Source organism: Limimaricola litoreus (assembly GCF_024159025.1).
GTDB lineage: Bacteria > Pseudomonadota > Alphaproteobacteria > Rhodobacterales > Rhodobacteraceae > Limimaricola > Limimaricola litoreus.
Window position 1 is genome coordinate 1 of the sequence record NZ_JAMYXC010000018.1, and the last position, 22892, is coordinate 22892.

Sequence of the window (22892 nt, forward strand, 5' to 3'; positions counted from 1 at the left end):
CCTTGGCCATGCTGGGCATGATCCGCACAGCATGGCTCTGTCCGCTCCAGTTCCTGTCCGATAACCCGTCTTATCGGTCATGATAATGATACGCCCGTCTGCATGCCGGACACGCCCGAAATCCCCGCCCCGATCGCCCTGCCCGACCATATCGCCGGCTCCGGCCGGCTCGACCGGCTGGTCGACACCGCCCGTGGCTACGCCGACCACGCCGTCGCCGAGAACACCCGCAAGGCCTACAGTCGCGACTGGACTGATTTCGCGCGCTGGTGCCGGTTGAAGGGCGCCGATCCCCTGCCGCCCTCCTCCGAGCTGGTCGGGCTCTACATCACCGATCTCGCGGCCCCCTCCGGCAAGGCCCGCGCCCTGTCGGTGGCTTCGATCGAGCGGCGGCTGGCCGGTCTGAGCTGGGGCTACGCGCAGCGCGGGATGCGGCTCGACCGCCGCGACCGGCACATCGCCTCGGTCCTGGCCGGCATTCGTCGCCGTCACGCCCGCCCACCGGCGCAGAAGGACGCGATCGGGCCGGACGACCTGCGCGCCATGCTTGCCACCCTCGGCCACGATCTACGTGGTCTTCGGGACCGGGCGATGTTGTTGGTGGGCTTTGCCGGGGCGCTGCGGCGCTCGGAGCTCGTCGGACTCGATCGGGCCAAGGACGACACCGTCGACGGCAGCGCCTGGGTGGAGATCCTCAAAGCCGGCGTGCTGGTGACGCTGCGCGGCAAGACCGGCTGGCGGGAGATCGAAATCGCGCGCGGCTCCAGCGCCGCGACCTGTCCGGTGCAGGCGCTGGAGCGCTGGCTGCATTTTGCGAAGATCGAGGTCGGCCCGCTGTTCACCGCCGTCAGCCGCGACGGCAGCTACGCACTCGACCGTCGTCTGAACGACCGGCATGTGGCGCGGCTGGTGCAGCGCACGGCAATGGCGGCCGGGCTGCGCCCCGAACTGCCGGAGACCGAGCGCCGCGCCCTCTTCGCCGGCCATTCGCTGCGCGCCGGGCTGGCCTCGTCGGCCGAGATCGACGAGCGCCATGTCCAGAAGCAGCTCGGTCACGCCTCGGCCGAGATGACGCGGCTCTATCAGCGTAATCGGGATAGATTCCGGTATAATTTGACCATGGCCGCGGGACTGTAACGGGCCCCGTGCCCATTATTCAGAGAGTAAGACGTCCACGAGGCATAGGGCTATTCAAGCGAAACATCACTTACTTGACTGAGACCGGCGCCTTCGGTGGCAAGGTCGCCGAAGTCTTGTCGTGGGCAGCCACCCAGCCACTGCTCGTGCAGATCTACGTCTCCATCGACCGGTTCCTCTGATCCGTTTCAGAGGCCCCCTGCCCTACTCGAATCGGATTCCAGCCACTCCGGGCGTCCTCGACCCTGAGTCGTCCTGGAAATCATGAGATTTCCCTAAGAATCCACTCAGTTTCTCGCTCGGCGTGTGTTGTGCTGCTCGCAAGACGTGTCCGGACGGCAACAGTTTCGTGCCTTTTGAAAGAAAAAACCGAGGCTGGAATTCAGTCGAAGGGCCATGGATGCCGACGTCGTAAGGAGCCGTGGGCCTCAAGGGGTAATGCGGGGGATCAGGAACCACCCATGAGGGCTTGCGGGATGTGTGTGTTAAGTGTCTAACTGCGAGCAACGAAAACACACTTAGAGGGACGTATGGCGAGCTAACCCCCAGACGAGACGAAAGCCCAGGCCGGCTGCAACCGATCTGAGCTTTCCAAGTGTCCCAGGCTCTATCAAGAGACCCACATTTTCACTCTCTTGATAGCGTCACTTCGCAGCCCCCCGCAAGCCCCTTTGGCGTGCGGTCATGAAAAAGTGCGCTCTAATGCAACTCGAACTCGACGCCTCACGCGGTTATGCCGCGATCCCCGACGTCATCCATCGCATCAAGATGAGTGATGGGGCCTATCGCCTCCTGATCATCCTTTGCGCCCACGCCAAGAACTCAACAGGCCTGTGCGACCCCTCCCACGCCTATCTCGCGGACCTGATGGGAAAGTCGAAGGCGAGCATCACGAACCACCTGAATGAGTTGAGGCGGCTTGGGCTGGTCGAGACGACTTCCAAGATCGGGCGCGCTGGTGGGAACGGTGGCCTCCATATCCTCGTGACCTTCTGGAAGGCGTGGCGTCAGTCGGTGCGGGAGGCTGGAGAAGCCCGGCGCAAGGCAAAGTCAGAACCCCGCCGCGTTCAGCAGGGTGAATGCCTTGGCGTTCAGCAGAGTGAACGCGTTAGTAAGAAACATACGATCAACCATACGCCCCCTACCCCGCCGACGCCGGAGGCCACTGAGGCAGCCGGCCCGAAACCTTTGCCGCAGGTCGAGGTGGTGGTGAATAGAATGATCGAGGAGTGGTCCGACGCTATCGGACGCGGCAACGCTTACGGCTCATGGGCTCATCGGCCTGCCCCGAGCTTGGTCTCAGCCACGCAACGACTTCTCCAGGAGCATCGCCTGCCTTCGACGGACACTTCAACGATCACCCCGGCGATACAGGGGAAGCTCCAGTCGATCTGGCAGAGCCTTGGAGTGACGGTAGCGCCAGAGGAACTGGCGGCGCAGGCGCAGAGCGTAGTCAAGTCCACGCCGGACCCCCTGCCCCTCCTAACCCATCTGGCGCGCAGCATTCAGGCTGCTTGGCCGAAGCACCACAGGCGCGCTCCTCCGCTGCCGCAATTCATGACGTATCTCAACAAGGCCCGAGAGAAGGCTGGCACGAGCTTAGGGACCAAGCTGAGAAAACTCGCTTCTGACCTCGGGCGATACCACACCACATTCGGCCAAGAACCGGTGACCACATGACGACACACGAACAGCACACCCCCGATTATTTCTGCGGAAATAATCCGTCCTCGGACCTCGATCAGGTGACAGCCACCGAGGAGATCGTGCAATCACAGACACAAGAACCTAATTATTTCTGCGGAAATAATCCCAGCCCGGAGGCTCCCGCACCGATGCTCGAAGACTTCTTCACTAGGCTTGCCGACGAGATGAAGACCGTTGGCTCCACGCTGAAACGCGATCTCACCATGAAAGGACGTCTCGAGCGGCGCTTTCTCGGGCGCGAGGTCGGCGACCTGCTCGGTGTCACCGACAACTACATCCAGCGTATCCTGACTGAGGAGCCAGAGAACAACCCGGCCTTCCCGCGCGGAGAGCCGGGTGCGCGGGGCTCGGTCTACTCGCTGTCCGACGTCATGCTCATGCGGGCGATCTTGGAATCCAGGGTGTCAGCTAAATACAAGTATCTCTACTGGCGTGAGCCGGGTGACCCCCTGCCCGTCGTGACATTCGGCGCTCAGAAAGGCGGGACCGGCAAGTCCCTGACGGCCGCGCATTTCGCGCAGTATCTGACGATGCAGTATGGCCTTCGCGTCGGCATCATCGACTGCGACCCTCAGGCCACCGTGTCTCTCTACTTCGCTGACCAGAACAGCCCGATGCTGACTGGTGAGGCCCAGACGGTGGCGGCGTTCATGGGCGTGGAGAACTACAAGTCTCCCAACCTCGAGCGCCCCGTGGAAGAGATGCATGTTATGTGGACTAACACCCCGTGGCCGGGCGCCAAGCTCATGCCGGCTGGTGCGCAGATCCAGAACGGCGACTTGACGCTGCTCATGCTTGCCGAGGATGTCGATATCTCGACGCACTCTGTGCTGCAGAAAGCTATCAAGCGATGGGACGATGCCTATGGACCCCGCACGACCGCAGCCGACCTGCGGAACGAGGATGGCTCCTTCAACCTCGAACGCTACCACGCGGCGATGGATGAGACTGTCGACGTGATCATCATCGACCAGCAGCCGTCGCTGACCCTGATGCAGTTGAACGGTCTCGTGGCCGCCACGAACGTCGTGATCCCGCAGACCATGAAGGGATTCGACCTGTCGACGCTGGGTAGCTACGCGAATGCCGTCGCGCAGTATCTCAAGAGGAACGCGAGAGAGGACGAGGTGATCGGAGCAGGGAAGCACATTGTGCTTCCGACCATCATCCAAGGCGTCAACGAGCAAGACACCGACCAGGTGGCCGACCTCTACTACGACCGGGAGGACATGATCTCGCAGGTCTTCTATTCCCGGAGTGAAGCTGTCTCGAACGCAGCGGAATACTACAAGTCCATCTATGAATACGTGCCCGAGACTAGGGGGAAGCGCCCCTCGGCCAAGGCTTTCACGGACAACGCCAACGCGGTGAACGACCACCTCGTTGATCTCGTGTGGAACGGTAAGCTCCCCAGCAAGGGCTTCGCCGACACCTTCATTCAGCAGAAGTGGAGCTGACGATGCCGATGAAGAGGCGCGACCAGGTCGCTGCACAGCGACAGCAAGTCGAGGTTGCTGTAGGCGACCGGCCCACGGGAGGACAGCTAGTGGGTGGTGGTGGTGGCCATTACAACGCTGCCGAAGTGGAGGCGACCAACACCTTCCGAAAGCGGATGTCGACCATCGCAAGTCAGGTCATGGCAGGCGAGGTCAGCATCAAGATCGACCCAACCCAGATCCAGGACGAGATCCAATCCGATCGCCTTGGCGACTGGAAGCAGGGCGCCGAGTTCGAGGCATTGAAGGCAAACATCGCGAGGCGGGGGCAGACACAGCCAATTCGCGTCAGGCCCTGTGATCCGGGATGGAAGCCTAAAGACAGCGACCCCCTCAACATCGAGTCCGAGGCTCGCTTCTTCCTGCAGTCTGGCCGGCGCCGGTTGGCCGCCTGCATCGAGCTGGGTATCCCGGTCCTTGCTGTCATCGGCCAGAAGACCGAGAGCGTGTTCGACGCTGCGGAGCAGGGCGACCACGTGCTGGCGGACCTCGAGGAACGCTTCGCCGAGAACACGATCCGCAAAGATCTTCGGCCGCTAGAGCGCTACCTGTCGATCGGGCGCATCGCGCAGCACCTCAAGGCCGAGGACAACAAGCTGACCCAGACCCAGATCGCCGAGACAATCGGGGTAGGGCAGTGGGAGGTGTCGCTGTCCCTGAAATTCTGGAAGCACGAGGGTGAAGTCCGTGACATCTTCCCAGAGGGAGCTACCACACCTGTCCTCAAGCGCTTCGCCAAGCGCCTAGGAGACGGTAGTGATCGGGAAGCCCTCAAGGCCGAGATCATGGAGGCCATGGGGCAGGAGGAGCCTGACACTTCGGAGGCTTCCAGTTCGTCGGCCATGCGGACGAAGGTGCCTACCACTCGCCCAGCACCTCTGACGCTGTCCAATGGCGCGTCCTTCGTCGCCAAGCGCGGCAAGAAGAACGTGTCGGTGACTCTCAAGGCAGTGCCGGTGGCGCCTGAACTACAAGATGAATTCGAGGCCAGACTGAAGGAACTCGTCGAGAGCTACTGCTCTACATGACATAGATACCAGATTATTTCCGCAGAAATAATCCCCTCACTGCCAAGTCCAAGGTTAGCCTCTCGCCGCTACCTTGGGCCTAATTTATATAGACATATCAATTACCTGAGGTCGATCTCCCTTGAGATATCTCAGTCTGATGTAGAGTTTGCTCAACCACGAAGGAGCAGACAGCGCCGAGGACGACCTTCTGCTCCAGGTTCAGGGCATGATCGCCGAGTACGAGCGGGCCAAGTTCCTGGAGCGCAGCCGGCGCGGACGTCGGCATGCCGCGCGCTCGGGCCTGATCAGCGCCCTGGGCAAGGTGCCCTTCGGCTACCGCTACATCGCCAAGGACGCCGGCGGTGGGGTGGCGCGCGTCGAGGTCTCGGCCGAGGAGGCCCGCTGGGTCCGCCTGATGTTCGCTTGGATCGGGCTGGAGCGCCTGAGCCTGCGGGAGGTGTCGCGCCGCCTCTCGGAGGCGGAAGTACCGACGAGCACCGGCAAGGCCCGGTGGGACAGCACCACGATCGCGCTGATGCTGCGCAACACCGCCTATGTGGGACGTGCAGTCTTCGGGCGCTCGCGCCGGATCCAGGCGCCACCGCGCCTGCGACCGTTACGCGGCCACCCGCAGCCGGCCCGGAAGTCGAACTCCCGAGTCCCCGTGCCGCACGAGGAGTGGATCGAGATTCCGGTGCCGGCCCTGGTTGATCCAGCGATCTTCGAGGCGGCCCAGGCGCAGCTCGACGAGAACCGCCGTCGTCGTCGGGAACTCCGGCGCCGCCCCGGCTGGCTGTTGCAGGGACTCGTGGTCTGCCAGCGGTGCGGCTACGTGTTCTACGGCAAGATGGCGCGCGGGCGCGTGGGTGGCCGGCAGCCGGCCGACTACGGCTACTACCGCTGCACGGGCACCGATGCGCACCGCTTCGTTGGGCAGGCGGTCTGCGACAACAGGTCGGTGCGCAGCGATCGTTTGGAGCAGGCCGTGTAGGATGAGATCCGGACCCTCTTGGAGGATACCGGGCGCGTGGCCGCGGAATACCAGCGCCGGCTCGATCAGGCGCGCGAGAACTCCGGCGAGGCGAAGGACGCCGACCTCGAGCGCCGGATCGCCGCTCTGCGCCGCGGCATCGGGCGGCTCATCGACGGCTATGCCGAGGGACTGATCGAGCGCGACGAGTTCGAGCCCCGCATCGATGGGATGAGGCGGCGCTTGGCCCACCTTGCGGCGGACCGGCAGAGGCCGCTCGCGGACGCCGAGACGGAGCAAAACCTGACACTGCTCATCGGCCGTCTGGACGAGTTTGTCGAGAGGGTCCATGGAGGCTTAGATGAGTTGGACTGGAGCGGCACGCGCGAGATCATCCGGGCGATGGTCCGACGCGTCGAGATCGACGGCGACCACGTCAACGTTGTCTTCCGCGTGCCACCACCCTCAACGCCAGGGAGCGACCGGCGTTCTGACGGTCCGACACCGTCGCCAGACGGCGATTGGCAAGATTGTAGAGGCCGTCATGGCGGCCTCATTGGGGAAGATGCCAACGACGTCGGTGCGCCGTTTGATCTCGACGAAGCGCATGGTCGGACGGGTTGCTGCTTCCACAATCGCCTCGGCGTCGGCCATGTCGTTCTTCTGGGTCTTCACATACGGCCTGACGAACTTCGGTGCGATCAGCCGCACCTCGCGGCCGAAACCCGTTAGCGTGCGAGCCCAGTGGTTAGCCGTCGCGCACGTTTCCATCGCGACGCAGCATCCGGAATGCGCTTCCATGAATGCTAGGAACTGCTTGCGCGACTGCTTCTTCCAAAAGACGCCGTCGCCGTCGCCGTCGCCGTCGCCGTCGCCGTCGCCGTCAGCGGCCGCTCCGTGAAGCTGAAACACCTGCTTGGCCAGGTCGACGCCGATGATTGATACTTCCTTGATAGCTCAATCCTCCTGATCCGATCCGGATTATCGTGGCATAAGTGCCGCCAGGAGGGGTTACCCAACCCATCATCAATGCCCCGCTAGATCAAGGGCGTGGCAACGCCAGAGGCGGTGAGAGAAGTCGTCGAGGTGCAACCCGACGGATCATCTGGGCACATGCAGCAATCGTGATGACGTTGTAAATCTCGTGAGGGGGGCGCTGAGAAGGTCCTGATGGTTAGCTCCCGGGCATGCGGAGTCTTTCCCTGATCCCCTACTGCATCACGAACTAGTCCGACTACGATGCAGTGTCAGGCGACACGACAAACCGGTCGGTTATCACCTTCATTTAGATAGTAAATGATAAATCATATCAGTGTCTTGTTTTTCTTCGTTCTTTCATGTCGAGCCAGTGCAAAGTGCCATTTCAACTTTCGTACGGGCCAAGGTTCTGGCGGTACGGCTAGAGGCAACGCGAGAATGGGCACTGGCGGCATGCCGTTCTTGACGGCTGCGCAAGTGGCGGTCGTCTACGCTGCGCTGATTCAGCGTGTTAACCCGATCATTGCCTGGCGGATCTTCGAGGCGGTTGCCAGTCAGTAGCGCTGTCTCGGCATCCAGCATTGGTTTTCATACACCGGTAACGACGACACAGAGAAAACCATTGACAGAACGTAGATCATGGTTGGAGACTAAAGGTGAAACGTTTCAATACGGCGGAGCAGACGCATGACCGACCCTCTGAAGCTGTCCATGCGTGGCCTCGTGAAGCGGTTCGGCGGTGTAGTCGCCCTCGACTCCGTCGATTTCGAACTGCGCCGTGGCGAGGTCATGGCGCTAGTCGGCGACAACGGTGCCGGCAAGTCGACCCTGATCAAGACTCTGGCCGGCGCGCACATGCCCGACGAAGGGGTGATGGAAATCGACGGCGCACCGGTGCGCTTCACCTCTCCGCAAGACGCCTGGAACAGAGGCGTGGCGACGATCTTTCAAGAGCTTGCCCTAGCGGGAAAGATGACCATCGCCGACAACATCTTTCTTGGGCGCGAAATCGTCCGCAAGGTGGCCGGCATCCCGTTCCTCGATCGTCGCGAGATGCACCGCCGCAGCAAGGAGCTGCTGGAGCGGCTCGACGTCGTCGTGCCCGACATCCACACATGGGTCGAATACCTGTCCGGAGGCCAGCGCCAAGGCGTGGCAATTGCCCGGGCGCTCAACATCGACGCCGAAGTGATCGTCATGGACGAGCCGACCGCCGCGCTGGCGGTGGCCGAGGTGCGCAAGGTGCTCGAGTTCATCAAAGCGCTGCGCCGGCAGGGCAAGTCGGTCGTACTGATCTCGCACAACGTGCAGGACGTCATGGAGGTGTCCGACCGCATCACCGTGCTGCGGCGCGGCCGACGGATCGGGCTTCTGGAAACCGCGAACACCACCCCCGAAGAGGTGGTCGGTTACATCACCGGCGCGGCGCTCGCGCAGAAGCAGCAGCTTGAGCAGGCATGAAAACCGATACCAATCAGGGAGTTTACCGGATGTCTCATCGCAACACATTGCTCGGCGCGGTCGCGCTAGGCTTTGCCAGCCTGCCTGCCTTGGCGCAGGACGACACGACCCGCATCGCCTTCATTCCGCAGATCGCGGGCATTCCCTATTACGTCGCGATGGAAGAGGGCGGCCAGCGCGCGGCCGAGGAGCTGGGCGTCGAATACGTCCAAGAAGGCCCGACCAGCACCAACGCCGCCGACCAGTTGCGGATTTTCGAAAGCTTCGTCAATCAGGACTTCGATGTTATCGCGATCTCGCCTCTGGATGAGGAGACGCTGAAGCCCGCGATTTCGCGCGCCATCGAGCAGGGCATCGTCGTTCTGACCTCGGACGCCGATGCGCCGGGCAGCGATCGGCAGTTCTTCGTGGCGCAGGCGCTTGACCGCGATCTCGGCTACACGCTGCTCGACGAGGCGGTGGCGCGGATCGGTGAAAGTGGCAAGATCGCCATCGTATCGGACTCGCCCTCGATCCAATCGATGCAGAACTGGATCGCCGCGATCCAGGAGCGCGCCGAGAGCACCTATCCCGAGATCGAGATCGTCTCAGTCGACCACACCGACGGCACGGCGCAACGCGCCTATCAGTTCGCGACCGACGCGATGACCCGCAATCCCGACCTCAAAGCGCTGCTCGGCATGGCCTCGACCACCTGCCCAGGCATTGCCCAGGCGGTCGAGGCGGCGGGCGCCACCGGCGAGGTTCTGTCGGCGGGCTACTGCTCGCCCAACACCGCGCGCGACTACATCAAGTCGGGCGCCATGCCCTACTCGGTGCTGTGGAACCCAGCCGATCTCGGCTACCTGACGGTCTGGGTCGGCGACCATCTCGCCAATGGCGGTGAGATCACGGGCTCCTTCGAAGTCGAAGGTCTGGAGCGCACCATCGAGTACCTGCCGGAGGACCAGGTGATCCTGCTCGGCCAGCCGGCAGTCTTCACCGAAGAGAATGTGGACGATTTTGACTTCTAAGGTCCAGAAGGCCCTGTGGCCGCGTGGTGCGTCTTCCCGACCGTTTCACATCGGTCGGGAGGCGCTGCTGCTGATCGCGTTGGCCGTGCTCTGCGCGGTCTTCGCGAGCCAGTCCGAGTTTTTCCTGAGCGAGCGCAACCTGACGACCGTGCTACGCAACTCAGTGGATCTCTCGGTGGTCTGCGCTGGGATGACCATCGTCATCATCCTCGGCGGCATCGATGTCAGCGTCGGCGGCGTCCTCGCGGTCTCGGCTGTGCTGATTGGGCGGGCCTACCAGCTGGGCATGCCCGATTGGGTGGTGGTGCCGATAGGCCTCGCCGCCGGCGCCGCTCTCGGGGCACTGAATGGCACGATCATCGCCCGCACCCGCGTGCCGCCGATCGTGGCGACGCTGGGCACCATGTATATTTTCATCGCTGTGCTGTTCCTCGTGATCGGCGGGGTCTGGATCAGCGGCCTGCCGGCTAGTCTGTCCTTTCTCGTGCTGGGCGAGTTCCTGGGCCTGCCGGCGGGGCTTTATGTGATCGGAGTGATCTACGCGCTGTCGTGGTATCTGCTGCGCCGCACGCCATGGGGCCAACACGTCGTGGCGATCGGCTGCGATGAAGGCGCGGCGCGGCTGGTAGGCATCCGGGTCGACCGCACCAAGATCCAGGCCTACGCGCTGCTCGGCCTCTTCGCCGGTCTCGCGGCGGTGCTCTATGTGGCGCGGCTGCGTAACGTGGAGGTCAATATCGGCACCAACATCGCGCTCGAGGCGATCGCCGCGACGATCCTCGGCGGAGCCAACATACGCGGCGGCACCGGCAGCCTGCTCGGCGCGTTGATGGGGGTTCTGTTCATCAAGATCACGCAGAACGGTCTTGTACTGATCGGCGTGTCGTCGCTTTGGGAGACCGTAGTGATCGGCGGGCTGCTGATCGTCGTGCTTGTGCTCGACGCGTTCGAAACACGGAGAGTGTCATGAACGATCCGCTGAGCCAGCGCCTGTGGTTCCTGTTCGGCCTGCTGCTGGCGGCGGGCCTAGCGGGGGCGCTGTTGTCGCCGCACTTCCTGCAAACCTCGACGGTGGGATACCTGCTGCAATACGTGCCAGTGCTGGGCGTGCTGGGCATGGCGCAGACGCTGGTCATGCTGTCGGGTGGGCCCGGGATCGACCTGTCGATCGGCGCGACCATGTCGCTAGTGGGTCTAGCCATCGCGGCGATGTTCGGGCTCGGCGTGCCGCTGCTTCTGGCCTGCGCGCTGGGGCTGGGGATCGGCGGGCTCTTGGGCGCGGTGAACGCGGTGCTGGTCTGCGTGCTGCGGATCCCGTCGCTGATGGCGACGCTGGCCACCTTCTTCACCTATTCGGGCCTGGCGCTGGCACTGACCGGCGGCTCTGCGCTCGGTGGGTTTCCCGACTGGTTCGGCGTGCTGGCGCAGGGCCGGTTTCTAGGCGTGCCGATCCACATGTGGACCGTCTTCGTGCCGCTGGCGATCGTACTGCACGTTCTGCTGTCGCGGACCCGGATCGGCTCGCACATCTACGCCGCCGGCAATGACGAGCGGGCGGCCTTTCTGTCGGGGGTCAAGGTCTGGCGGCTGCGTTTCGCGCTCTACTGCCTGAGCGGCGTCATTGCCGGTCTAGCGGCGATCATGACGCTGTCTTGGTTCCAGGCGGCGCGGCCGGATGCGGGCGAAGGGATGGAGCTTCTGTCGGTGACTATCGCCGTGCTAGGCGGCGCGCATATCTTCGGCGGCATCGGCCGGATCTCGGGGACGGTGCTAGCGGTGCTGATCGTCACCACCATGCAGGTGGCGCTGCAGCTGGCTAACATCTCGCAGGCTTGGCAACTGGCGGCGATCGGTCTCTTGCTGGTGGGCAGCGTCGTGGCCGACAACGCGGTGGGTGACCGGCTGCGCGCTCGCCTGCGCCGAGCCTCCTGAGGCTCAGTCAGAGCTCCAGCCGAACCAGTCGCTCTGGACCTCCGCCGCGCCCGAGCCACCCGCCGGCTCGGTCACGTCAAGGCCCCGTGCCTCGGCCACAGCCAGGCACAGCGCCTGCGCGGCGAGGCCCGCGCGCATCGCGGCTGCCAAGCCGTCGGTTCCGTCCTCCAGCGCAGCCGCACTGACCGAGCAACCCAGCCGCTCCAGCCCGCCGCGCAGCATGGCTGTGCGCGCGTCGCCCGGTCCGCCGCTGCCGCACAGCACGACATGGTCTCCGGTGCGCAGCATGAACTGCGCACCATGCGCGAAGTTTTCACTTTCGAAAGACCATGCGGGCAGGCCGCCCGCCTCATGCATCTTCGCCGCGCCGTAATGAGCCGAGCCGAGCGCCGCGCCCGAGCCGAGGAAGAAGAACCGTCCATTGGACGGCATCGCTGCGGCGATGCCGCGGGCCTCGTCCAGCAACGCCGGCGTGGCGTCCTTGAGCATCCGGCCGAGCGCCGGGCCGTCGATCTCGCCCGCCAGTGCGCCAAGCGCGAGCAGCGTCATCTGGTAGTCGAGTCCGTGCGGGATGGCGCGGCTGATCGGGGAATAGGGCAAGCGCAGAGCCGCGTTGGCCGCAGCGGCGAGCGCGCTGTCGGGGTTCAGCGTGACAGCGATGGTATGTGCGCCGGCGGCCCGGGCGCGGCGGACCGCCTCGACGCTGCGCAGGGTCGAGCCGGAGATCGAGACCGCGACGAAGGCATCGTCGGCCCCGAAGGCGGTCTCCCATAGCGCCTCGGCAGCACTCAGAGGCCGCAGCGTCCGTTCGTTCAGCCGGAAATGCCGGGTCAGGGCCTGCGCGGCGAAGAGGCTGTCGCCGCAGCCGCCTGCGAAAAGCGGCATCCCCCGCGCGAGGCCGAACCCCATCGCGTGGGCGCTTAGCCGCTCCGCCGCCTCGGCGAGGATCCGGGGCTGCTCCTCCAGTTCACGGCGCATCAGCGCGTGGCTTTCCGATGGGGTCATGGGGTGTCCCTCGCGGTTCGGGGTCAGGTGGCGCGGTGGCGCAGGGCCACCGCCAGATCGGTCGGTGCGACCGGGCCGATCTCTGTCAAAATGGCGGTGACGAGGTCCGGCGGTACGACCTCCAGCTCGGGCGCCGCGGTCGAGGCGGTCTCGCCCTCGCGCAGCAGGAAGTCGTAGTCCCGCGGGGCAGGGGGCGGCAGCTCCCCGACCCGGCGCTCGCCGACCTTGAACAGGTCGGCCGCGCCGTAAACCGGCAGGCCGTGGGCCCGTGCGGCGCGGGCGGCGGGGACCGAGCCGATCGTGTTGCTGACGCCCCCATCCAGTGTAACGCTCTCGGCGCCTAGAAGCAGGGCGTCCGACAACCCGGCCGCGTGTTCGAGCGCGGCGTCAGGAAGGAACAGCAGGGGCACGTCGAGATCGCGCAGCGCCGTCATGTAGCGCCGGCCGCCATCAATGGCGCGGCTCTCGGGGATGACGATCCGTTCGAGTCCCGAGGCTTGAGCCAAGGCGCGGACGATGTCGGCCACGGTGCTGGAGTAGTCGTAGATCAGCGGCGTGCGGCAACTCTGCAAGGTCTCGACCGACCGTTCGACCAGCGCGTGGCGGCGCGTGGCAGCGGCGCGGTCCCACTCCGTGGCGCGCTCGGCCAGCAAGCGGGCGGCCTCCTCGGGAGGCAGGTCCTCCGCGCCGCGGCTTTGCCAGGCCAGCGCGTTAGCGACGATCGGCGCGGCGAGGCCACGGGTGCCGGCAATGAAACGCGACAGAACCAGTGCCTCGTGCAGTGCGGTGGGACGGTCGAGCCAAGCGATGCGGGCCACCAGCGGCAGGGCGAGTGCCACGTGGTTCGAGGCGCCCAGCACCCCTTCGTCGACGATGTCGTGCAAACCCTGCATGGTCTCGGCGTCGGGCTCGGGCAGGCCCTCGCGGCGCAAGGTATCCAGCAGTTCGAACCGGCGTTCAGGCATGCGTTCTCCGATCGGATATGTGATGCATCAGCGCCTCGACCTCTTCAAGGCGGGCCAACCCGGCCTGCGCGCCGTAGGCCCGCGTCGACAGCGCGGCAGCCGCGTTGGCGAAGCGCAGAGCGATTAGGTCATCCCGGCCCTGCAACCAGGTATGTAGAAAGGCGGCGGCGAAGGCGTCGCCGGCGCCGGAAGTGTCAACCACCTCGACCTCGTGCCCCGGAACCTCGTGGCAGGTCCCACCCCGCTCCAGCCGTGCGCCACGGGCGCTTAGCGTGGTCGCGATGGCCTGATCGTCGCGCGTAGCGAGGGAACCGAAGCGCCGCTCTGCCTCGGCCCGGCTGTGCTCGCTGACGAAGAGCAGGTCGATGTCCTTCAGCAGCGCGCCGATCCCGGCGCCCGGCGGCGGCAGGTCGGCCGCTTCCAAGTCGAGCGAGACTGTCGCGCCGACCGCGCGGGCACGGGCCACAGTGGCAGCGACGAGTTCCGGCCGGGTGAAGGTGAGGTGCACATGTGTAGCGCCCTCGAAGGCCGCCGGGGTGAGATCGGTAACCCGCGGCAAATAGGCTTCGCTGATCGCCTTTACCAAGGACTTCTCGCCAGCGCGGTCCACCATGATCACGCAAAAGAAGGTCGGCGTGTTCGCGCGGGTCACGACATGATCGAGATCCAGCCCCTCGGTCGTCAGCGCAGCCAGCGCCTCGCGCCCCATCGCGTCGTCGCCGACGGCGCCCAGCATCCGCACCGGGGTGCCGAGCCGCCGCGCGCCGACTGCCACGTTCGCGGCCATGCCGCCCGGGGTCTGGGCAACGCGCTCACCATCCACCTTCTGATCGCGGCCGGGCGGCTCCGGCACCCGGATGATGATGTCCATATCGATGTCGCCGACGCAGAGCAGGAGCGGCGGTCGGGAGACGGGCGGCATGTCAGGCCTCCGCCGCGGTCTGGGCGGGGCCGTCGATCTCCGCGAGCTTCGGCAGCCGCCCTTGTGCCCCGATAGCGGTGACCGAGAGCGCCGCGCCATGCACTGCGTGCTGCAGGGCGGTCTCGGCCTCGCCCGTAGCGAGCCAACTCGCGAGGAACAGGCCGGCGAAGGCGTCGCCCGCACCGGTGGCGTCGCGCATCTCAACCTTTGGCGAGGGGCAGGCCATAGGCGGATGATCGGGGCGCAGCAGTACCGCACCTTCGCTGCCGTGCGTCAACAGCACCGCCCGGCAGCGCGGCTCGGGCGAGAGCGCAAAGATCTTACCCGGGTCCTCGTCGAGGTCCGGGGCGTGCTCAGCGATGCGCGCGAAGGTAGCACGGTCGAGGAACAGCACATCGAAGATCTCGAGCAGCCGGCGCGGCTCCAGCGCCGATTGCGGCGCACGCTCCAGCCCGGCGGAGTGTAGCGACATCAGGTATCCTGCTTGCTGTAGCTCGTGCCGGGCCCGCTCGGCCACCTCGCGATGAAAGCCGTCGAAATGGATGCAGACGGGCTGGGTGGGCGAGGCCGGGCCTGCCAGATGCCGTACGAGGAGATCGACCGGAACCTGGAAGGGTTCGTTGATGATGGTGCGCTGGCCGTCGGCCCCGACGAGCACGATGCAGCGCGACAGCCTGTCGCCCGGCTGCTGCAGGATGCCGCTGGCGTCGATGCCACGCTGCGCCAGCTCTTCGAGCGCCCAGTGGCTGTCGGCGTCCTGGCCCATGCGGGACACCATCTCCACCCGGATATCGGACGGGGGCCTGAGCCCGGCCGCGAAAGCCGCGACGTTCGCGGCCGGGCCACCGAGCATTTTCTCGATCGACTGCGAGGTGACGCGGGCGCCGGTGAGTGGCACATCGTCGATCTGCACCATGTGATCGATCGAGATGTAGCCGACGCAGATCAGCCGGGCCCGAGCGGTCTCGTGGCCGCCGCCTTCTCGGGGTCTGTGCGCGATCAGCGAGCGGGCGAGGCTGTTCGGCCGGTAATCAAGGTCCGCGACAGCGCGCATTACGGCATCTCGAGCCGCCTCGGAAACGGTCTTGCTGTCATTGAGCACATGCGAAACCGTTCCCACAGAGACGCCAGCTTGGGCGGCCACGTCGCGCACCGTTGGACGTCGCTTGGTCATCGTGTGCTTTACCGCAGCCATAAACCTGTCAGACCAATTTGTTTTCTTGCCGATCGCTCTGCTTGAGAGACCTATTGAAACGTTTCACTATCTTCTTTGGCTGTCAACTGAGAGCGTGACTAAGTGGGTCGGTGGTTGCCGATGAGAACCCAGATCTGCTTCGGTGCGATATCGAGCGGGTCGTGGACGCCATTATGGACGCGATCTTGGAGACGACTCTCTCACATACCCGCCTCAGCGGAATCTTGGAATCGATGCTGAAGGCGACGATGCGCCATGAACAGCCTGTTCAAAACCGCAACTTCGCCGATACATCCGGGGTGGTCAGCTAACTGGAGACTCGAGGCTGCAGGTCGCCAGCCACGGCCTGCTTGCAGTATGATTTTGGCCCATGCAAGGCCGGACCATCTTATCATCAGCTATGACAAGATCCCGATGCTGCCCAGTTCGGTCACGACCATGCTCGTCGCCCTCGCGCAGGCTCCCGATCCAAGGGCGCATGCCGCGGAACTGAAACAGATCGGCCGCGCGCTTCTGGAAAGGCCGGACAACGCGGCCGCGCTGCTGGCCCAGATGGCCGGCAGCACGACGACCGGGCATGACGAAAAGCACATGAGCAAGCTGCTCAGCACGGTGCTCGATGAGGCCCGAATGGCGCGTGAGAACGGCCAGCGGCGCGGCGGCCATATATGTAGTCCACGATTCATTTGGTCTGAGAAGGGCGGCTTCAGCATTTTGATGCAGACGCGCTCAGGTTTACTGTCGCCTAGAGCCTGTATCGGAGAAGCGAGAGGTAAACCATCAGGCCATGGCGCAAGCCTTCGCCAATATCGACGTTGGGCGGGCCGGCGCTTTGCTTGAACATATGCCACAGGCAAAAGATAGGCGGCCGAGCATCCGCTTCCGGGGTCATTCAGCGGGTGCGCATGAGACAGTTATAGAACGACTTCCTGTACTCGCAGTCCTGCCAACTTCTTCGCGGCCCTGAAATCGGCTGCGGAGGTCGAGCTGCTCTCTCCCCGTTACTCCTGAGTTAGGAAACACGGATCCGGCAAGGCGAAACAAATTTGCAGAGAGCGGCAGCTCATCTGTTTTGTTTCCCTTCTCTGGTTTCCCATTTCTCGAAGCCAAGGTTCTGCGTCCCAGCCGTACTTCGCCCTCGTGGAAACTTACCGGATCTAAAGCGGGGTCTGGGAAGGCCTCCCGGTAGGGGGAAGTGAAGGGTGAAGCCTCTCGCCCCTCAACAATCCACAGGTGTTTCCCTAAGATCACATACTTGTGATTATCCGGCTCCGGGGCGGATGTGCTACCAAGGTATTACCGATCTACTGACCATCGCAACACTACAGGATTACGACATGGCGCCCCTGAAGAAGACCAGCATCACTATCGCCCCGGCCCTCGAAAAATTCCTCGCTCGATACAACACGTCCTCGCGGGAGTCCAACGTCACCGCCAGCGGACTGATCGGAAACATGGCCGAACGCTACATGCGCCTTCTGGCGGACGGAAAGCGGTCACGACCGAAATTCTCCGAGAAGGAAATGGAGTACCTCTATGTCATGGTCATCCATGGTGAGGTCGATCCGGACAGTCCCGTGCGACTGGCGGCCCAACTCGAATTCTGGATCCCACAAGACCTTGAAGCGCAAGACATGGACGAGTTCAGTTCTTCCCAAGTGCCGGATACTTGGAAGGACATGCTCAAGCGCCTCAACACGCTTTCACTCGCTCAAGAGCTGTCCCTGATCGAAGAATTCGAAGCCAAGGCGTCAAAGAACCGAGACAACTAATCCCTACTCCAGGGTTCTCCTTCCTCCTCCCGACATTCGACGCTGACACTGACCTTCGCGCTTACTGCGTGAAGGAACGGGGAGGACATGTCTGCGCCTCGCGCCAAGACAAGGCCACAAGCTGGTCACTTCCCCGAACAAACCTTCAGGCCCGGCTCGCGACACCGCCAACCGGGCAACAACGACAATATCGAACACAATGAGGCAAACATGAATGGAGTGATCATCTCGAGCAAAGCCGAGACGTACTGCCAAGACACCGCCCGGCGCCAACTCGACGCGGCTATTGCGCAAGCCAGCCGCGCGACAGGGGCCTTGCCGCTCCCGCTGACCGGCGACAACCTCATCGCGGTGACGCGTGTGGCTGAAATGCAGCTTCTCGGTCGAGGCGTGCAGCTATCGAACCTAGCCGGCACCGTCGTGACCTACGTCCCGGAAGTGCCGAAAGAGGTCGGAGCATCCGGCTGCGCAGTGCTGCAACTCGTTCTGCGGCGCACGGTGGATGAATGGCGCCTGTCTTCGATCACCCCTGTTCATCGTCGCGGCGGCACGCCGATGCAGAGCGATATCTCGCTTACGAAGGCAGCCCAAGCCGACCAGCAGCGTCGGGTGGCATAAGCGGCCGGAACAACAACCACGACCTGAAGTGACCCGGGGGCGGACACCCGTTCCGCTCCCACTACCCCTCTCCTCCATTCGCGTCCCCCCTGACGGACCCGCGCGGCCTCGCGCGGCGGGATGAATGTCGCCTGTCCGATTGATCCGAAACCTCGGCTTAAACGTCACCACACACCTCGGTGGCGCAATTCCAACCTCCCTGATCAGCGGCTCACAGCCGACCAGGGTCCTGACGAGGATCACGTCATGAGTGCTATCGTACCGGGCGCATTTCGGAACGCGACACCTGCCACCAACACGCTTCGAGAGGCTGACCGAGCAGTGCTGCCGTCGCTGACGTTGTTTCGCTCAGATGGCGGCCCCTTGGCCAAGGAGGTTCGGCTCGAGAATGGTCAGCTACACAAGACAGCGCTGGCCGCGCTGAGCCGAGGCACGGCCGAGACGATCCCGGTCGAGACTGCTGCGGAACTGGCCCGCCTGCTCGATGGGCTCGGGCCGCATCAGGCGATCTCGACCGGGATCTTGCGGGACAGGTCCTGTGCCCGGATTGGTACCCGCAGTTGCTTGCGCGAAGGCGAGGTCAGCCGTTCGCTCGAGCATTTTCACCTCCCGGCGGGGCCTGGCTGGCTGCTTTGGGACTATGACGCCAAGTCGATGCCAGATGCTGTCGCGACCCGCATGCGCGAACTTGGCGGGCCGGTTGAGGCCCTCTGCCATCTCTGGCCCGAGGTCCGCGAGGCGGCCCGGGTGATCAGGCCGTCGTCATCGGACGGGCTACGCGCTCCAGGTCTTGCTCCGGTCGAAGGCGGATTGCACGGCTACATCCTGGTGCAGAATGTGTCTCGTTCGCGCGACATACTCGACATCCTGCATCAGCGAGCCTGGGCCGAGGGCCTTGGCTGGATGAGTTTGAGCACGAGCGGCGCCGCTCTCGAGCGCTCGATCATCGACGTGACCGTCGGCTCGCCGGAACGGCTGATCTTCGAGGCACCTCCGGTCCTGCAGCCTCCCGTCACACGCATCCCCCGTCCGACGCTCACCCAAGAAGGTTGCGCACTTTCGGCACCGCTGCTGCCCGAGGAGACCAGAGAGAGAGCAAGGGCTGCCCAAGCCAGCGCGCGGCAGGAGATCCGGCCCACAGCCGAGGCCCGGCGCGCCTCCTATGCCGAGATGCGGGTCGCCGACCAGGCCCGGCGTCTCGGCATCAGTGCCAAGGCGTCACGTCAGCACGTGACGCGACTGCTGCAGACCCGGATCCTGGCCGACGATGTCCTGCTCGACATGCCGGACGGCAGCACAGCCCGGGTCGGCGACATTCTCGATGCGCCTGCTCAATATGATCGCATGGCGCTGCCTGACCCGGTCGAAGGGCTTGGCTATGGGGCCGACAAGGCCACCCTGCTCCTGACCCCGCGCCCGGGGCACCCCGGGGATACGCCATGTCTCGTGTCGCATGCGCACGGATACCGGCGGGTCTACCGTTTCGCGCGCCATGAGCTGGCCGTCCTCTCACCTGTACATCCTATACCGCCGCACGGAGCGGAGCGGGCACCCGCCCTTGCCGCCATTCGGGAACGCATCGCGGACTGGGCCGATCTCAGTGACCGCTACGCCCGAGCGCGTCGTTCAGCGGCGGTCGGTGGCGACAGCGACCCGATACCGGCGCTTGGCGATAAGGAGGGCGACAGGCTCGAGGGGACGCCTGAGCAATCATCTGCGGCAGAAGAGGCCGTCGCTGGTGCGCGCCGGGACAGCTCGGCCGAATGCCTCACCGGCGATCCTGCCGCGCCCGTCTGGCTGATCTCCGGCGCCCAAGGTGTCGGCAAGACCGCCGCGCTCGTCGGCCGGGACGGCCAACCAGGCCTTCTGCACGACGGCACCAGTTACGTCTCGATCATGTATTCGATCGACCAGGCAAAGAGCGCCGAGGCGTTCGCGGACTACATTGCCAACCGACCGCGGGATCGACGTACTCCAGGCGCGATCCAGCTGCGGGGCAGGGCGGCCGAGCGGCCAGACGGAAAAGGCGCGATGTGCCGGATCGCGCCGCAAGCAGAAGCGGCCGCCAAGGCCGGGGCGGACATCCGAAAGGATTTGTGCGGTCGCTGCCCTTATGCGGACGAGTGCGCCTATCTTCAACAGGAGCGCGACCTCGCCGCGATGCGCGAAGAGAAGGACGGAGTGATCGTGTTCGCCGTCCACGATCATGCCACCGTCGCCCTCCCCGGCGGGCTGCAGCCGGACCGCGTCGTTTTCGACGAGCGCCCTCGCGACTTCTTCCATACCTCACACGTGGTGCCGCTGAAGGCATGGGAGCAGGACTTGCTCTCACCACTTCTCCGATCCGGCCAACGACCGCATGCCATCGCAGATCGCGTGGCCGAGCTATCGGAGCTGGTACGACCGCTGTGTGATGCGATCCGTTTCGCGGTGGCCGATGATCCGGAACACGGGCTGGCGCGAATCCGGAGTACTGCCGAAGCCCTCCTTGCCGATACCTCGCGTGCCAGACGGCTGGGTTGTGACAGCATGACGGCGGCGGAGATCCTGCGCCGTGCGGCCGGCATCCTGCATCAGTGCCGCGATCGATCTCTTGCGCAGAGGATTGGGCAATTGCTGACGGCCCCTTCGTCGCAGGAAGAAGGCCAACTAGACAAAGCCCTCGCTCAAATGATCCGTGAGAGAGCACCCTGCCACCTCACGTCGATGGCAGGAATTCTCGTGGCCATCGCAACCGAGCTTGAACAGAACCATGGGCCGGCCCTGCGCGCGGTGCACCAACTGAAACTCGACCAGCAGGATTGCCTCGTCGCGGAAGGGATCACGCCGTTGACCATGCCCCGGGACATCCCGGTACTTCACCTCGATGGTACCGGGAATGGCGAACTGGCACAGGCGTGGTTCGGACCCCGGTTGCAGCACTACCACCACCCGATTGAGAGGTTGGGCACAGCTACCTATATAGGCGCTCACAAATTCTCCACGGTCTCGTTGACCGGCGTCTGCCCCGTCACCGGCCATCCGCGGAATGCGGATCGCGCTGAAGATGTCCGCGACCGCTGGCGCCAGGTTTTCGCGCGGTATCCCGGCTGTTACATCGCGATGCCGAAGCAAGCCCTGCAAGTTTTCGGCGATCTTCCTGGCCACGTGGTGGCTTGGTTCGGCGCTTTGCGTGGACGCAACATCGCGGAGCGCTGCAAGACGGCGATCGTGATCGGCCGCCAGCAGCCGACGATAAGAGACATCGAGCGCAAGGCGCGAGCACTGGCTGTGGCGCTCGACCGACCGTTTGCGCCACTGTCGAACTTGCCGGGCAAATCTTACGCCGACTATCCGACCCGGCGCGAAGGGCTGCGCATGCGGGACGGCAATGCGCACGGGATCGAGGTCGCCTATCATCCCGACCCCACCGCGCAATTGGTGCTGCGCCAAGTGCGGGATGCCGAGGCCACGCAGGCGCTCGACCGGATCCGTCCGCATTTCGAGACAAAGCAGCTGATCTTCGCCGGAGCCGCGATCCCAGATGTGACGTTCGATCGCTCTACCGACTGGAGGACGTTCAAAGCGGGCGGGACACCGCTCGAGCGGGCGCTTGAGCGCCGAGTGCTCCCGCTTGCTCCGATAGAGCTCATGCGGGCCCATCCGGACCTCTGGCCAAACCGGCAAGCCGTGCAGCGGGACGCCGGGATCAACGACTTGTTCGAGGCCGTTCAGATGAAGCACTCGGTATTAGAGAGTCCTTACATACGGGATGTTCAAGTTGAACAGCCGGTACAGCTTATCGCCTACTCCCGGCCGCCGACGGGTACAGGTCGGGGCCAGCGGGCCCGGAGCTTTGCGGCGCTGGTCCTGGCTACGGAGGAAGATGTGCCCGCTCTTTTCAAGCAATGGCTCGGCGAGGTCAGCATTAGCGGGATCAAAACGCTGCGCCCGACAGCCCTTCGGAACGCCCCGAACCAAGCCGCTGCACGGGGGCAGCCTGGCCTGACGTGTCGTTGATTCAGTCGGGCCTCCACCCCCTGGCCCCGGCCTCGTGCATGCTCCTGGGCACGCATTGCACCAAGAGGGCCGGGTCGGGATTGAACGCGGTCCGACAGGTCGGCCGCTGCAGCCCCCCGCTGATCTGTCGAAGCTCAAACGTTGAAGTGCTCCGGCTCGCCGGCATCGAACAGCCGTCGTACAAGCTCGGCCAGGACCCGGACGCTGCGGTGGCGCGGGCAGGTCTGTTCCAAGTAGCCGAGGTCGCTCTCTGATAGGCCGTAGAAGCAGGGGTCCAGTCCCAGGCTCAGGGCGTGCTCGGCCACGATAGAGCGCGCGATCGGACGCACATGCTGCTGGTCCGGAATCGGCATCTCAAACACATCGCATCGCGATAGGAGGGGCCCGCTGATCCGGTCCAGGGAATTGACGGTGCCGGCCCAGTTCACGTGAGTGGCATCGATCGCGGAGGCCAGGAAACTTTTGTGATACCGGTCATGCGGCAGGCTCGACGGGCCCTCGTTGGCTGACTGGCTGCCACTGGCTGTGAGAGCTTCCTGACGTCTCGGTAGCAAACGTTAATCCGCTGGAAACCGGGTCACACTACGATCTGCTTCAAGTCGTCCGAAGTGGCGACCGGGCCGGGGCATACGTCCCCGCTCTCGCAACAACGATCCATGAGGCAATCCCATCATGTCGAGTTTCCACGAGCTTTCCCTCATCACCGTACGTG

The 22892-nt window shown here is 64.4% G+C and carries 19 protein-coding genes and 1 pseudogene; 14 read left to right on the top strand and 6 right to left on the bottom strand.

Annotated features, from left to right (window positions below; genetic code table 11):
- Window positions 1–102: 102 nt before the first annotated feature.
- The 5 genes from NHG85_RS01020 to NHG85_RS01040 all read left to right on the top strand — a co-directional run bounded on the left by NHG85_RS01020 (window position 103) and on the right by NHG85_RS01040 (window position 6341).
- Window positions 103–1137 carry a tyrosine-type recombinase/integrase gene (locus NHG85_RS01020; protein ID WP_253328955.1) on the top strand — a complete coding sequence of 345 codons (1035 nt, stop codon included), beginning with the start codon at window positions 103–105 and terminating at the stop codon, window positions 1135–1137.
- A gap of 702 nt (window positions 1138–1839) precedes the next feature.
- Complete coding sequence (locus tag NHG85_RS01025; protein WP_253328957.1) at window positions 1840–2817, top strand: helix-turn-helix domain-containing protein; 978 nt, start codon at window positions 1840–1842, stop codon at window positions 2815–2817.
- Window positions 2814–4301 carry an AAA family ATPase gene (locus NHG85_RS01030; RefSeq protein ID WP_253328960.1) on the top strand — a complete coding sequence of 496 codons (1488 nt, stop codon included), beginning with the start codon at window positions 2814–2816 and terminating at the stop codon, window positions 4299–4301. Before NHG85_RS01025 ends, NHG85_RS01030 begins: the two co-directional genes overlap by 4 nt.
- A gap of 2 nt (window positions 4302–4303) precedes the next feature.
- Window positions 4304–5368 (top strand): ParB N-terminal domain-containing protein, encoded by a 1065-nt coding sequence (locus NHG85_RS01035; protein ID WP_253328962.1) that lies wholly within the window; start codon window positions 4304–4306, stop codon window positions 5366–5368.
- Between the two features lie 148 nt (window positions 5369–5516).
- Window positions 5517–6341, top strand: a complete 825-nt coding sequence (locus NHG85_RS01040) for a recombinase family protein (RefSeq protein WP_253328964.1) — start codon at window positions 5517–5519, stop codon at window positions 6339–6341.
- 567 nt (window positions 6342–6908) lie between these two features.
- Here the strand turns inward: NHG85_RS01040 and NHG85_RS19930 are convergent.
- Window positions 6909–7274: pseudogene (locus NHG85_RS19930) on the bottom strand (IS110 family transposase); the annotation flags it as partial.
- Between the two features lie 711 nt (window positions 7275–7985).
- Between NHG85_RS19930 and NHG85_RS01050 the strand changes: the two are divergent.
- Genes NHG85_RS01050 through NHG85_RS01065 form a run of 4 tightly spaced genes read left to right on the top strand, consistent with a single transcriptional unit; the run spans window position 7986 to window position 11704 of the window.
- A complete protein-coding gene (locus NHG85_RS01050) occupies window positions 7986–8759 on the top strand; it encodes an ATP-binding cassette domain-containing protein (protein ID WP_253328966.1) in 774 nt (257 codons plus the stop codon).
- Window positions 8760–8788: 29 nt separating this feature from the next.
- Window positions 8789–9772 carry an autoinducer 2 ABC transporter substrate-binding protein gene (locus NHG85_RS01055; RefSeq protein WP_253328968.1) on the top strand — a complete coding sequence of 328 codons (984 nt, stop codon included), beginning with the start codon at window positions 8789–8791 and terminating at the stop codon, window positions 9770–9772.
- Entirely contained in the window at window positions 9750–10742 is a 993-nt protein-coding gene (locus NHG85_RS01060) for an ABC transporter permease (RefSeq protein WP_253328971.1), read from the top strand. The genes NHG85_RS01055 and NHG85_RS01060 overlap by 23 nt, the downstream gene beginning before the upstream one ends.
- The gene (locus NHG85_RS01065; protein WP_253328973.1) at window positions 10739–11704 is read left to right on the top strand and encodes an ABC transporter permease; all 966 of its coding nucleotides are present in this window, start codon (window positions 10739–10741) and stop codon (window positions 11702–11704) included. The genes NHG85_RS01060 and NHG85_RS01065 overlap by 4 nt, the downstream gene beginning before the upstream one ends.
- 3 nt (window positions 11705–11707) lie before the next feature.
- Here the strand turns inward: NHG85_RS01065 and NHG85_RS01070 are convergent, their stop codons facing one another.
- From NHG85_RS01070 to NHG85_RS01085, 4 genes are read right to left on the bottom strand one after another with little or no spacing between them, the layout of a single operon-like run.
- On the bottom strand, window positions 11708–12709 hold the full coding sequence (locus tag NHG85_RS01070) for an SIS domain-containing protein (RefSeq protein ID WP_253328976.1): 1002 nt from the start codon (window positions 12707–12709) through the stop codon (window positions 11708–11710).
- A gap of 23 nt (window positions 12710–12732) precedes the next feature.
- Window positions 12733–13674, bottom strand: a complete 942-nt coding sequence (locus NHG85_RS01075; RefSeq protein ID WP_253328978.1) for an eIF2B alpha/beta/delta subunit family protein — start codon at window positions 13672–13674, stop codon at window positions 12733–12735.
- Window positions 13667–14596 carry a carbohydrate kinase family protein gene (locus NHG85_RS01080; RefSeq protein ID WP_253328980.1) on the bottom strand — a complete coding sequence of 310 codons (930 nt, stop codon included), beginning with the start codon at window positions 14594–14596 and terminating at the stop codon, window positions 13667–13669. The genes NHG85_RS01075 and NHG85_RS01080 overlap by 8 nt, the downstream gene beginning before the upstream one ends.
- 1 nt (window position 14597) lies before the next feature.
- Window positions 14598–15770, bottom strand: a complete 1173-nt coding sequence (locus tag NHG85_RS01085; RefSeq protein WP_253328982.1) for a carbohydrate kinase family protein — start codon at window positions 15768–15770, stop codon at window positions 14598–14600.
- Window positions 15771–15952: 182 nt separating this feature from the next.
- On the opposite strand from NHG85_RS01085, the gene NHG85_RS01090 reads away from it, so the two are divergent.
- The 5 genes from NHG85_RS01090 to NHG85_RS01110 all read left to right on the top strand — a co-directional run bounded on the left by NHG85_RS01090 (window position 15953) and on the right by NHG85_RS01110 (window position 22180).
- Window positions 15953–16102 (top strand): hypothetical protein, encoded by a 150-nt coding sequence (locus NHG85_RS01090; protein WP_253328984.1) that lies wholly within the window; start codon window positions 15953–15955, stop codon window positions 16100–16102.
- 46 nt (window positions 16103–16148) lie between these two features.
- Complete coding sequence (locus tag NHG85_RS01095) at window positions 16149–16631, top strand: hypothetical protein (protein WP_253328986.1); 483 nt, start codon at window positions 16149–16151, stop codon at window positions 16629–16631.
- A gap of 497 nt (window positions 16632–17128) precedes the next feature.
- Window positions 17129–17563, top strand: coding sequence for a hypothetical protein (locus tag NHG85_RS01100; RefSeq protein ID WP_253328987.1), 435 nt, complete (start codon window positions 17129–17131; stop codon window positions 17561–17563).
- A gap of 87 nt (window positions 17564–17650) precedes the next feature.
- Window positions 17651–18181 carry a hypothetical protein gene (locus NHG85_RS01105; protein ID WP_253328989.1) on the top strand — a complete coding sequence of 177 codons (531 nt, stop codon included), beginning with the start codon at window positions 17651–17653 and terminating at the stop codon, window positions 18179–18181.
- A gap of 246 nt (window positions 18182–18427) precedes the next feature.
- The gene (locus NHG85_RS01110; RefSeq protein WP_253328991.1) at window positions 18428–22180 is read left to right on the top strand and encodes an ATP-dependent DNA helicase; all 3753 of its coding nucleotides are present in this window, start codon (window positions 18428–18430) and stop codon (window positions 22178–22180) included.
- Window positions 22181–22314: 134 nt separating this feature from the next.
- On the opposite strand, the gene NHG85_RS01115 is transcribed toward NHG85_RS01110, so the two are convergent.
- Window positions 22315–22608, bottom strand: a complete 294-nt coding sequence (locus tag NHG85_RS01115; RefSeq protein ID WP_253328993.1) for a hypothetical protein — start codon at window positions 22606–22608, stop codon at window positions 22315–22317.
- Between the last annotated feature and the right edge of the window lie 284 nt (window positions 22609–22892).